The organism is Candidatus Acidiferrales bacterium (assembly GCA_036514995.1).
Lineage (GTDB): Bacteria > Acidobacteriota > Terriglobia > Acidiferrales > DATBWB01 > DATBWB01.
This window is the reverse complement of sequence record DATBWB010000111.1, coordinates 1-13,052: the sequence shown is the minus strand read 5'-3', so window position 1 is coordinate 13,052 and position 13,052 is coordinate 1. Positions and strand designations below refer to the sequence as shown.

At 60.5% G+C, this 13,052-nt stretch carries 8 protein-coding genes; 5 read left to right on the top strand and 3 right to left on the bottom strand.

Features of this window, described 5'->3' with window-relative positions:
• On the bottom strand, positions 1–845 hold an 845-nt coding region (locus tag VIH17_07950; protein HEY4683166.1), incomplete at its 3' end, for a response regulator.
• A gap of 181 nt (positions 846–1,026) precedes the next feature.
• Between VIH17_07950 and VIH17_07945 the strand changes: the two genes are divergently transcribed.
• Entirely contained in the window at positions 1,027–4,530 is a 3,504-nt protein-coding gene (locus VIH17_07945; GenBank protein ID HEY4683165.1) for a PAS domain S-box protein, read from the top strand.
• On the opposite strand, the gene VIH17_07940 is transcribed toward VIH17_07945, so the two are convergent.
• Positions 4,527–4,976 (bottom strand): hypothetical protein, encoded by a 450-nt coding sequence (locus tag VIH17_07940; protein HEY4683164.1) that lies wholly within the window; start codon positions 4,974–4,976, stop codon positions 4,527–4,529. The two genes, VIH17_07945 and VIH17_07940, sit on opposite strands and share 4 nt — an antisense overlap.
• A gap of 177 nt (positions 4,977–5,153) precedes the next feature.
• Here VIH17_07940 and VIH17_07935 point away from each other — a divergent pair, with 177 nt between their 5' ends.
• Entirely contained in the window at positions 5,154–7,175 is a 2,022-nt protein-coding gene (locus VIH17_07935; protein ID HEY4683163.1) for an amylo-alpha-1,6-glucosidase, read from the top strand.
• The gene (locus VIH17_07930; protein ID HEY4683162.1) at positions 7,172–8,179 is read left to right on the top strand and encodes a multiheme c-type cytochrome; all 1,008 of its coding nucleotides are present in this window, start codon (positions 7,172–7,174) and stop codon (positions 8,177–8,179) included. The genes VIH17_07935 and VIH17_07930 overlap by 4 nt, the downstream gene beginning before the upstream one ends.
• A gap of 49 nt (positions 8,180–8,228) precedes the next feature.
• Here the strand turns inward: VIH17_07930 and VIH17_07925 are convergent, their stop codons facing one another.
• Complete coding sequence (locus tag VIH17_07925; GenBank protein HEY4683161.1) at positions 8,229–8,672, bottom strand: hypothetical protein; 444 nt, start codon at positions 8,670–8,672, stop codon at positions 8,229–8,231.
• Positions 8,673–8,921: 249 nt separating this feature from the next.
• Between VIH17_07925 and VIH17_07920 the strand changes: the two genes are divergently transcribed.
• Complete coding sequence (locus VIH17_07920) at positions 8,922–10,826, top strand: M1 family aminopeptidase (GenBank protein ID HEY4683160.1); 1,905 nt, start codon at positions 8,922–8,924, stop codon at positions 10,824–10,826.
• 160 nt (positions 10,827–10,986) lie between these two features.
• Positions 10,987–13,052 (top strand): DEAD/DEAH box helicase (locus VIH17_07915; GenBank protein ID HEY4683159.1); only part of this gene is annotated, 2,066 nt, incomplete at its 3' end.

Genomic DNA, 13,052 nt, shown 5'->3' with positions numbered 1-13,052 from the left:
GGTATCGCCTCGCTCTTCAACCCGCGAGGATAGCCCGTCCCATCAAAACGTTCCTGATGAGCGCGTACGATTTCGGCGGCCTCCTTCAAAAACGGAATCCTCTCCAGGATGCGGTAGCCGATATCGCAGTGTTTGCGGACGATATTGATCTCTTCGGCAGTCAGGCTGGTCGGCTTTCGCAGGATCTCGTCCGGGATACCCATCTTGCCGATGTCGTGGAGAAACGCCGCCCGAGCCAGGACGCGCAGCTCTTCGGCCTTGATGTCCATCGCCTTCGCCATGGCGATGGTGAAAGCAGTGACGCGCTGGCAGTGGCCCTCCGTCTCCGAATCCTTCAAGTCCAACGCCCCCCCAAGCGCCTCCAGCGTATAGTCGTACGATTTTTCAAGCTCCCTCAGGGCCATGGAGAGCTGGCGAGTTCGCTCCTGCACCAGTTGTTCCAGGTTGCGCTGGTAGTTTTGGTTTTCAAGGACCAGGCGGCGATGTTCCAGCGCCCGTTGCACGCTCAAGTAGAGCTGCTCTTTCTCGAACGGCTTCAGGATGTAGTCATAGGCACCTTTGCGGAGAGCGTCGAGGGCAGTGGAGATGTCGTGCACGGCGGTGATCATGATCACCGGCACGTCCTCGTATTTTTGCCTGATCCGCTCCAACAGTTTGAGGCCGTCCATTTCCGGCATGACCACGTCGCTGAGGACCAGGTCATGGCCGTTGCGGGCGAGAGATTCCAGGGCATGCAGCGCGTTCGCGGCAGCGCTGCAGTCATAGCCGACCGCTCCCAGGAGAGTCGTCACCACTTCCCGGATGGCTTCTTCGTCGTCAACGACCAGAATGCGGGCATTGGGCATCAACAGACAACTCCTCGTCCGAACCAGCTATTATAGTGTAAACGTCAATGCCCGCTTGCGGAATTACTTGTTTTTTTTGGGCAGAAAGGGGAGAATGTGCCCAGCCTTCCCTTGCTGGTAATCCGCAGCACATCCCAACGCACGAGCGGCGCTGTCCCCGTGTGCAGAGGAGGCCCTGAGGTTGGCGCAACAGGGGTTGTTGGCCGTCTATTTCTCGGAAGCGTCGGCAATCTTTGTCCTTCTGCTGACGCTGATTCTCCTTTTTCGTTCCTACCGCGAGCGCTATTTCGCGGCTTGGATTTTCGGTTGGTTGATCTATTTTGCCTACTCTCTGTTTGCTCTGCTGAACTACTGGCAGCCTCGCCCCTTATGGCTCCTGCTGGCACGCATCGGGTTCTTCGCTGGCACCCTGTTGCTCCTCTACGCGGTCATCGAATATCTGGGTTATCGCCGCTTTGCCTTTGTGGTGCCGGCCTTCGCGGTGATCGGGGCCGTTTGGTCCCTGCTTCAAGCGGAATATCTGGCCGATCGGTTTTGGGCAGCCACCGTTACCACTCTCCTTCACATGGCGCTCTTCCTGCTTGCTGGCTCTCTCCTGGCCTGGCGCAAATGGGGCAGCGCCAATCTGGGCGACAAGATTTTAGCCGCCGCCTTTTCTCTCCATGGGATTCATATGGTGGACTCGCAGTTCTGGTCGGAACAGACCGGACTGCTCTTGCGCGTCTCGATCAATGGCTGGTTGGAGGTGGCTCTGGGCGTCGGCATGGCAGTCCTCGTGCTCGACGATGCCCGCGCCCGGGCCGAGCGTCTCAACCGCAAGCTGAATCGCATCAACAGCATTACCGCCGTCGCCAGTCAGTCCCTTTATCTGGATGAGATGCTCCGCAACAGCCTCGACCAGATTTTAGAAACCATGGCCTTCAAGCATGGCATCATCCGCCTGGTCGAAGAAAGTCCGGAACGGGCCTTGGTGGCCCGCGTCTGGCGCGGGTTCCCGGAAAGCTTTATGCAGCGACGCCGTGCCATTCCCTTTTCCGACCCCATCGCCCAGGCCATGGAGCGGGACCGTCCCCTCGCCGTTTATTTCGACGACTCCACTCCGACGCCGCTCCGGCAGATCCTCGGCGAGGCTGGCGTTCACTCCGCTCTTGTGGTCGGATTGCGCGCCAAGGACCGAGCCCTCGGTCTTCTTGGCATTGCCTCGATCGATGCCTATGTTTTTACGACGGAGGAGATCGACTTCCTCCACTCGGTGGCCAATCAGATCGGGGTCATGGTGGAGAACGCTCGCTTGTTCAGCCAGGTGGTCAATGCTCAACTGCAATGGATGAATACCTTCGACTCCATCCAGGATCCGATCTTGGTCCACGACAGCCAGAACGTCATTCGGCGAATCAATCGCGCCTTTGGCGAGCGCATAGGCCGGACTCCGTCGAAAATCGTCGGCAGAGATATCTCGGAAGTATTCGGCACGGGCCGCAAGGCAGCCTGCCGTTTTTGCATGGCCCTCGACGCCGGCGAGGAAATCCACGAAGCTGCCCTTGGCGGTCACTTCCTCGTTTCGACATCGCGGCTGGCCGACAAGGAAGGCCAGAACGAGTTTGTTCATGTCCTCCGCGATATTTCCGATCGCAAGGGGATGGAAGAGCGCTACCTGAACCTCTTTCACAATGTCCAGGAAGGTGTATTCATTTCGACCCCGGCCGGACGCTTCGTTGATTTCAACGAGGCCTTCATGCGGATGCTCGGTTACACCCGCCGGGAAGAACTCCTCGCCGTGGACATTGTGAACCAGCTCTACGTTCGCCCTGAACAGCGCGAGGCATTGAAGAAGCTCCTCGCCGAAAAGGGCAACGTCATGGGCTACGAACTGGACGTGAGGAAGAAGACGGGCGAACTCATCGCCCTGTCGGAATCCAGCTTCGCCGTCCGCGACGTCTCAGGAAACATCGTCGAATACCAGGGCTTTGTCCTCGACGTGACCGAACAGAAACGCACCGCCGAAGAAATCCGCCGGCGCAACCGCGAGCTTTCGGCTCTCAACTCCATCGCCAGCACTCTCTCCCAGTCGCTCGACCTCGATGAAATTCTAGGCAAAGTGCTCCGCCAGGTGGTCGAGCTCTTTTCCATGGACACGGGGGCCATCTATTTGATGCCTCCCGGCACTGCTCTCCTGGAGCGCAAGGCGGTTCTCGGACTCCGCTCCGAATTTGCTCATCGCTTCCCGCCCTTGCGCCTGCCGCCGGACCTCCTCGATCACCTCACCAGAGCGCACACGAACGTCCTGACCATGCAGCACCTCCCCTTCGTCCCGCCCATTTTCCGGGAAATTATGGACAAGGAAGGCTTGCATACGACTTTCCTGGTAATTCTCTGGTCGAAGGATAGAATCGTCGGCGGCCTGGCGGTGGGCAGCCGCTCGGTGCGAGAGTTTTCGCCAGCTGACCTCAGCCTGCTAACCGCAGTCGCCAACCAGATTGCCGCTGCCGTGGAGAAAATCCGTCTCTATGAAGAAACTCTCCGTGCCTACGATGATCTGCGGCATACCCAGGAACAGTTGCTGCAAAGCGAAAAGATGGCTGCTGTCGGCCAGCTCATCAGCGGCGTGGCCCATGAATTGAATAATCCGCTGACCGCTATCCTGGGTTACAGCCAGCTCCTGCAGAACAATCCCGAGGTGGGACCCAAGGCCAACGAATACACGGAAAAGCTGCTGCGCCAGGCGCAGCGCACCCACCGCATTGTCCAGAACTTGCTCAGCTTTGCCCGCCAGTCCAAGCTCGAACGCCACCTGGTGGATATCAACCGCGTCATCGAAGACACCATCACTCTCCGCGAATATGACCTCAAGTTAAACAACGTGCAGGTGGACCGGCAACTGGAAGCTAAACTCCCCGCCACCACCGGCGACCCTCACCAGCTTCAGCAGGTCTTTCTCAATATCCTCAACAACGCTTGCGATGCCATCCAGCAGAAGCAAAACGGAAAGGGCAAAATAGAAATCCGCACCTTCTCTCGTGACGGCCACATCATCGTCGAATTTGCCGACAACGGTCCGGGGATCAAGGATCCTTCCAAGGTCTTTGACCCCTTCTACACCACCAAGGCGGTGGGCAAGGGGACCGGCCTCGGCCTGAGCATCTGCTACGGCATCGTGGGCGAACACGGCGGGGAAATTTCCGCCGAAAACCGCAAGCCTGCGGGCGCCCTGTTTCGCGTCAGGCTGCCCATTCTTACCGGCGGTGCCAAACCCGTCGCGGCAGCGGCTTCCTCCCTCCAGGAAGTCCCGGCCGGCGCCCGCATCTTGTTGGTGGACGACGAAGAAGCCGTCCTCGAATTGGAACAGGAGATCCTGAAAGGCAAACTGTTCTCTGTCTTGACGGCTCGTTCCGGACAAGAAGCCCTGGCAGCGCTCGAACGAGAGACGGTCGATCTGGTCGTGACCGACCTGAAAATGCCGGGGGAGATCTCAGGAAAGGACCTGTTCTTCTGGATTCAGAAACATCGTCCCCAGTTGCAGCAACGCTTTGTCCTTACCATGTCGGATGCCAGGCAGGATGAGGTGCGTTCTTTGGTCGAAGAGCACCACATACACTATATTCAGAAGCCTTTTAATGTGACTGAATTTCTGGCAGTCGTGCAGCGCTCGCTTGCCTCTCCTCTTGAGCCCGCCCCCGCCCATTAACGACCGGCTGCTTTCGCCTTGGCCTTTTTCCCCTTCGGTTTCTCCATAGCCTCTGTCCAGGCATCCATCATTTTATAGGCCGGGTGGCGCTCGGCGACGCGTTGGAGCGGAAGCGCAAGCTCGGGATAGTTCCATTCTTTCCGCCAGGACTCCACCACGGATTTGAACCTGTACCAGGTCCCGACATGCTCGAAGTTGGTGGCCTGGAAAAGTTCTTCGTTGAGCAGCCCCTTATCCACCAGCGCGCAAACCAGCTCCCAATAGCCAAAGACCTTCCCGACTGCCTTGCCGCCAGTCGAGCCTTCCGGATAGCGCTTCTGAAAATCAGCGGCGTTCTTGAATTTGAGCGTCTTCACCAGGTCGCGGGCCTGGCGCAGTTGCGTTTCGCGCCGCATGTCGTAGATTCGCAGCAGCAGATCGGCGTCATGGTAATTGGATGGCTCCATAGTGATCTCCTCTCTGGTCCCCGGATCGGGTCATGGGACAGGTAGGCACATCCAATACCACAAGCTTTGGCCCATAGGCAAGCCGGGGAAGCGACAGGCAGCCCCGGGAAGAGCTTTCGCGGTTTGCCTGCTCATTTGTGCAGCTCAAGTCGTCAAAGTCATGATAAAACTTGGCCGATGATTCGGGTGCCCCGCGAGCGGATTGCCCATTACGAAACCTCGAGCCGCCTGGAGTGGCTTGAAGCCAACGGCCTGGGCGGATTCGCGTCGGGAACGGTGGCCGGGGCGCACACGCGTCGTTATCACGGCTTGCTGGTGGCCGCGCTTGAGCCGCCGCTCAAGCGGCACGTGATGCTCTCCCGAATCGAAGAATCGCTCCTTATCGGCGGCCAAACCTTTTCCCTTTCCACCAACCAGTTTCGCTTCACGATCTCGCCGGAAGGTTATCGCCATGTCGCCGAGTTTCGCCTGGACCCGTTTCCCACGTGGGTTTACAAAGTCGAAGGCGTGCGACTCGCCAAAAAGGTACTCGCCCTGCACGGACGAAACGCCACCCTGATCCGGTATGAATTTGAAGGAGCGCCGGCAAACACCCGGCTGCTCATCCGGCCGCTGGTGGCGGCGCGCGAGTTCCATTCCCTCGTTCACGCGAACGAACGAATACGAGGAGAGCCGGAGGGCGGCGAGGCGCGTCTGGTTTTGAAGCCCTATCCGGACTTGCCCGCCATCCATCTGGCGCACAATTTTGACCGTTTCCTCGCGGATCCAAAGTGGTACCGGGGCTTCGAATATTTGCGCGAATTCGAACGCGGGCTGGATTGGCATGAGGATCTATTTCACTACGGAGTCTTGGAAGCAACCTTGACCCCGGCCAAGCCTTGCCTGTTCGTTTTGGCCAGCCTGGAGCCGGACGTGGACGTGGCTGATGCCGGCGAGGCGCTCGAACGGGAGGAGCGCGCCCGGCGGCAAAAGCTTGCCGCCCTCTGCTCGGCCGAAGGCGAACTGGCCCGGGAGCTTTCGCTGGCGGCGGATGCGTTTGTGGTGAGCCGGAGCAAGGGCGGCAAGGCAATCCTTGCCGGCTATCACTGGTTTTCCGACTGGGGACGCGATGCCATGATCAGCCTGCCCGGTTTGTTGCTCGCCAACCGGCGTTACCTTGAGGCCCGCGAAATGCTGGCATCCTGCATTGGGGCTTGCCGTGGCGGGCTGCTTCCCAATCTGCTTCATGAGGACCAGGGTTCGCCTGTCGATCGGCCGGGCACGGCCGAGTACAACACGATCGACGCCACCCTGTGGCTTTTTCATGCATGTCATGCCTATTTCCGAGCCACGGCCGACTGGCGATTCCTGCGCGAGGAGATCTATCCGGCGCTCAAAAGCGTGATCGAGGCGCATCGGCGCGGCACGCGCCACAATATCCGCATGGATCCGGAAGATGGCCTGCTCAGTGGCTCGAGCGAGGCGGCGCTGACGTGGATGGACGCCCGCGTGGGCGCTCGGGTGGTCACACCCCGGCGGGGCAAGCCGGTCGAGGTCTCAGCGCTCTGGCACAATGCTCTCTGCGTCATGGCGGAATTTGCCAGCAGACTTGAGTACAACTCGGATGTCACCAAATTCCGCAGCATGGCCGAGCGAACGAGAAATAGTTTTCGACGGAAATTCTGGAATCCGGATCGTCGTTGCCTCTACGACGTGCTGGCCGCCGATGGGCCGGATGCCACCATTCGGCCCAATCAGGTGATTGCCATCGCTTTGCCTTTTTCTCTGCTCTCGCCGGAGCAGGAGCGGGCCGTACTCGAGGTGGTTCAGGCAAAGCTCCTTACTCCCTGCGGGCTGCGCACGCTCGACCCGGAAGATCCCGGCTACCAGCCTCGCTATCAGGGTAATGTCGAACAGCGCGACTCGGCCTACCACCAGGGAACGGTCTGGCCATGGTTGATGGGACCTTTCCTTCGAGCTTATCGCCGCGTTCATGGCGACACCGGGGCCACCCGAGAATTCGTCGGCCAGGCGCTGGCTGGTTTCGAGGATCATCTCGGAGAAGCCTGCCTCGGCAGCATTTCCGAAATATTTGACGGCGATCCGCCCCATGCGCCGCGAGGAGCTGTCGCCCAGGCCTGGAGTGTGGCGGAGACCTTGGACTGCCTCGTGGAAGAACAGCGCGGCGGAAAGCTGTCCGCCGCGGAGGGAGAAAGGTGAATCGGGCCGTCGCGAAAAGGCTTGCCTTGAGCGTGGGTGGCGAAAGGATGAGGTCCATCGCGCTGCTCTCGGTTCTTGGTCTTGTTGCTTGCCAGGGGGCGGGCAGCCGCAGCCAACTCGACTGTGCCGGTTGCCACGTTCAGATTGCCGGGGACTGGCAGCAATCGGCGCACGCCCGGAGCTGGTCGAGCAGCGAGTTTCAAAAGCGCGCTCAGGGAAGGATGGCGGAATGCGCTCCGTGCCACGCCCCGGACCTAATCATGAGCCGCGAGGCCGGCAAGCCTCCACGCACGCGCCCGATGGCGCGCCAGCGCGGCGTGGATTGCATCGCGTGCCACCAGGATGCCCGGGGAGCCATGCACGGCCCGTTTGACGCCATTCCCTCGCCGCACCCCTCCCAGCAGAACATGGCGCGGATGCGCTCAGTCGAGTTTTGCGCCTCGTGTCATGGCCAGAACGATCGCTACGATCAAATCACCGAGTGGCGTCAATCGAGCCTGAAGAAAACGGGCGTCACCTGCCTCGATTGCCACATGCCGCTCGCGGAAATGCCGCTGGTCGAAGGCGCTGACTACGGCCATGCGCCGCGGCGGCAGGTACCGCGACATCTTTTCCTCGGCCCGCTGGACCCGAAATTTCTCTCGACCTCCGCCCAGTTGCGTTTGAAGGTCGAAAAGGGAATTGTGGAGGCGACGATTGACAACGGCTTCATGCCGCACACCCTGCCCGGCGGCGGCTTCAGTCAATTCTGGCTGAGAGTCAGCGTGCGTCACCCTTCAGGCCGCGTCGTGATGCAAAGGGAAGAACGGTTGGACTACGATCGAGCCAACCGCATGCGAGCCGGCGAGGTGCGGCGGTATCGGTATCCCTTGGCAGATCGAATGAAAAATCAAATGAGAAATCCAGTTCACGGCCGGGTGCGGGCCGAACTGCTCTACAAACGTTACGCCGACGCGGACGATTCGACCGCGCTCTTGGCGCTGGCCCGTGAGATGGAATTTTAGGGGATGGCAAGAAACTCGGCTCGGCGAGACAGTGGGCTCGTCCAAATGCTCAGCGGCGTCGCTCGTAAGGGCGTTCGGCTTCGCTCTCAGGCAGCGCGTCAAATCGCTCTTTGGTTTCGTCAAACTTGCCGTTTTCTTCGCCCACCGCGTTGTGAGGGAACTGCTTGAATGGCTCTTCGGCGGGAATCCGCTCGAACCAGCGCTGGAAGCTCAATTTTTCGTGGTGCGAGAAATCGAGCCGGAGAAGCAGCCAAATCTTTTCTCCGCCGTTGCCCGGCCCGGCGCGCTCGATTTTCCACTGAAGCTTTTCGCCAAGACGAAAAACGTGCCGCCAGTGCTCCACCTGGCGCCGGGCATGCTGCGCGGCTTCTTCGTTCGCGCCAAAGTCAAATATCAGATAGGATTCCGCCACGAAGGAGATATAACGTCCGGGCGCAGGAAAAGTCAAGGGAACGGCGAATCGCCGGTGGCGGGCCGCGGCCGAAAAAGCCATCCCGTACCTCGCGACCCCTGAGAACAAATGAAAACAAATGAAAACAAAATGCGCAGAGGCCTTCTGACTCTCATCTTACTTATTTGTGCTTTCTTGACTCCCGGCAGCAGTCTTGAAGGAGTTGCATCCTCTGCCTGCTTTGCCTCCTCTACTTCCTCTGCTTCCTTTACCTCCTTTACCTCCTCTGCTTCCCCCGTCCGCGCCGAAGCCTATCGCATCGAGGTTGCGTTCTCGCCGGCGGAGGGAAAGTTGCAAGCAAAAGTCTCACTCGATCTGCGGGCGGTTGAGCCGATGCGAGCGATGGAGCTGGAACTGGCACGCTCGCTCGAAATTCACTCGGTTGAAACCATGGAGGGCCAGAAGCTGAGGTTCGAGCGGAGCCGGCTGGCGCTTTCGCCGAAGCTGCTGGTGGATCTGGACAAGCCGGCGGCAGCCGGAGACAAAATTACGCTGGTATTTCGCTATGGCGGAAAAATCCGCGGCGGGCTTTTGGATTTCGTCCGGAGCGACGGGATTTTGCTGCGAGACGATGCCCGATGGTATCCGGCGGTGGATCTGGCTGCGTTCACACAACTCGAAACCAGGATCACGGTGCCGGCAGGGTGGGAAGCGGTGAGCTCGGGCAACCTCGTCAGCCGCGAGGAACACGGGAAACAGGTGACTTTTGTCTGGCAGGCCGGCTCGGCGGTGTCATCGCGGTCCGTCGCGGCAGGCCCTTACCGGGAACAGCGTCTTCGGCAAGGCGCCATCACTTATGCGATCCACTTGCCCGGGCAACACGCCGAGCGAAGCTCCTGGCTGCTCGGGCGCGCCCGGCGCATTTTGGAGTTTTATGCGGCGCGATTCGCTCCCTACCCGCACGCGTCTTTCTCGCTGCTGGAGGCTCCCATCGAATCTCATGGTGCCGCAGGATATGCGGCGGCAGGCTTCTCGGCGATCAGTCCGGAAGGGGTGGAGTTCGATGGAGCGGCGCTCTACAGCCCTGAATTCTTGCCGCACGAGCTGGCTCACCAGTGGTTCCCCAACGAAGTGACCCTCGCGGGCGCCGAGGACGGATGGCTGGCCGAGGGGCTGGCGCAGTATGCGGCGCTGCTCTATCTCCGCGAGACCGATCCGCCGCAGGCGAAATTGTTGGTCGAGCGTTCGCATCTCGGCGCGCTGGCGGTGGACCCGCTGCGGCCGATTTCCGCCGGACTGAAACTGTTTTCGACCGATGGCGCCTCCATCGCTGACGCGACGCTCTACCAGCGCGGGCTGCTGGTCTTCACCACGCTCGAAACGGTCATCGGACGGAGCCGGGTGGAGCAGGCGTTGCGGGAATACTACGCTCGCTATCGCGGTCGCGCGGCTTCGATCGCCGACTTCGAGAAAATTTGCGAGGAGGTTTCTCACCGCGAGTTGAAGTGGTTTTTCGACTACTACATTCGCGGGACCGGGATTCCAACCATCTCTCTCGACGTGCTGGCGAATTCGCCCCCGGGCGAGTTCCAGGCTACCATCCGCATTGCCGACGTGCCGGAGAATTTTAGCGTCCGGGTGGACTTGCCGCTCGTGACTTCGACGGAAAAAATAGACCACTCGGTGGCGACGATCGGTTCGGCGACTCCCTTCACGATTACCTATAGCGGGACACGGCCGACGATCGACCTCGACCCGGAATTGAAAATTCTGCGCTGGACCGATGCCGCCCGGGTCAATCGCGCGGTCTCGAAGCGGATGGGTCGCGCTGACGATCTCCTGCAGGAAGGGAAAGCGGCAAATGCCCAGGCGGAACTCGAAAAGGCCGCGCAGCTCGACCCGGAGAATGTCTCGGGGTCCCTGGGATGGGTTTTTCTTCGCCTGGGGCGCATCGGGCTCCGCCAGGGACGGATTTCGGCGGCCAGAAATTTTCTGCGGCGCGCTGGCAAGACCTCTTCGTCTGATCCGCTGGCCGATGCCGGCGTCGGGCTGTGGAGTCAAATTTCCATCGCGCAGCTTGAGGAGAGGCTGGGAAGAAAGACCGCGGCCCGGCGAATCTTCCGAAGCCTCCGGGGAACCACGCCGGCTTTTTTGCTCAGAAGCAGGCTTGATTTTGAGGGGCCAAGTGGGCCCACGGCCGGCGAGGTCATCGCAGTGGGGCTCGGGAAGCTCGCCATTCAGCCGGTGAGGCACTGACGTTTACCCGGATATTATCGGGCCTTGCCGCCACCCGGCCGCTATGCTATCCTCCGGCGAAGAAAAAGCGAAAGAAAGAGCCGCTTCAACCGCAGTCGGGTTGACCGGCCTTGTTGCTTGCAGGTTAACCTTCACTGCCTGAAGACGAGAAGATGAATCCATGAACTATCCTGTGCGAGCGGGGGCGGGGGCAACCTCGCCGGTGCACTCCGCGCTCAATACCCTCCAGGAAAAGAACCGGCAGCATCCAGTCTTGACGGCGGTCGAGCTTCTGCCGGCGCGCCCGGCGGTTCTGGCTCCTTATCCGGATTGGACTCACCCGGAGCTGCGCCGGGTTTATCGCCAGAAAGGCATCGAGCAACTTTACTCACATCAGGCTGACGCGGCCGAACGCATCGCGGCGGGCAAGAACGTCGTCATCGTCACGCCGGCCGCATCCGGCAAAACGCTTTGCTACAACCTGCCGGTGCTCGATGCCGTGCTCAAAAACCCGGACACTCGCGCGCTGTATCTTTTCCCGACCAAAGCGCTCGAACAGGACCAGCTTGCCGAGCTCGAGGACCTGATTGACAAGATGGACGCGCCCATCCGGACGTTCACCTACGACGGCGACACTCCGGCCGACGCGCGCAAGGCCATCCGGCAGCAAGGCCACATTGTCCTGACCAACCCGGACATGCTCCACGCCGGCATCCTTCCGCACCACACCAAGTGGACACGGCTGTTTGAAAACTTGCGCTACATCGTGCTCGATGAGCTGCACACCTACCGGGGAGTTTTCGGGAGCCACGTGGCGAACGTCCTCCGGCGGCTGAAGCGCGTCGCCCGCTTCTACGGCTCGAACCCGCAGTTCATCTGCTCGTCGGCCACGATTGCCAACCCGGCTGAGCTTGCCGGCCGGCTGATCGAAGAGGAAGTGGAGCTGGTTGACCGGAGCGGGGCGCCGGCGGGCGAGAAATTTTTCCTATTTTACAATCCGCCGGTGGTCAATCGGTTTCTCGGTATCCGCCGGCCCTACGTCAATGAAGCGGCCGGCATCGCCCATGAATTTGTGCGCCGCGGGTCGCAAAGCATCGTGTTCACGAATACGCGGCTGACGACCGAAATTCTGGTGACGTATCTCAAGCAGGCGCTCGAGCGCGGGCCGGTGGACGAGAAGACGGTGCGCGGTTATCGGGGCGGCTACCTGCCCAGCGAGCGGCGGGAAATCGAACGCGGCCTGCGTGAAGGCTCGATACGGGCGGTGGTGGCGACGAATGCGCTCGAGCTCGGCATTGACATCGGGTCGCTCGATACGGCCATCCTTGCCGGCTATCCGGGAACGATAGCTTCCACGTGGCAGCGCGCCGGGCGAGCCGGCCGGCGCAGCGGAACCTCCTGCGCGGTGCTGGTGGCTTCGAGCCATCCCCTTGACCAGTACATCGTCAACCACCCCGAGTATTTCTTCGGCAATTCGCCGGAACATGGCTACGTCAACCCCGATAACCTCGAAATCCTCTTGAATCACCTCAAGTGCGCGGCCTTTGAGCTGCCGATCGGCGAGAAGGAAATGTTTGGCGGGCAACCGGTCGAAGAGATTTGCGATTTCCTGGCCGAGCGCGGGTTTCTTTATCCGACCGGGGGCGTCTATCACTGGACCCAGGAGGCTTATCCGGCGGATACGGTCAGCCTGCGATCGGTTTCATCCGACAATTTTGTGGTGGTGGACATCACCGGCGAGCCGCGGGTGATCGGTGAAGTGGACTTTCCGAGCGCGCTGGCGACCCTGCACGAGAAAGCCATCTACATCCACGAGGGCCAGCAGCACCACGTCGAGAAGCTCGATTTCAAGGAGCGCAAGGCCTACGTCAAGCAGGTGGACACGGACTATTTCACCCAGGCGATTTCCTACACGCAAGTCAAAATTCTGGAGGAATTTGAGAGGGAAGAGCGGGGGCCGGCGGCGAAGCGCCATGGCGAAGTGCTGGTGCGGCGCCAGGTGGTTGGATTCAAGAAGATCAAATTCTTTACGCTCGAGAACGTGGGCGCGGGCGAGCTCCAGTTGCCCGAGAACGAATTTCATACGACCTCCTGCTGGCTCACCCTGCCGCGCGATTTCTATGCGTCCTTGGGCTACTCCGTGACCCATCGCCAGAATGGAGTCTCGGGCTTGCTGAACGCGATGCAAACCGTCGCCGCGCTGCTGCTCATGTGCGACCCGCGCGACCTGGGGCGGACCATTGAAGA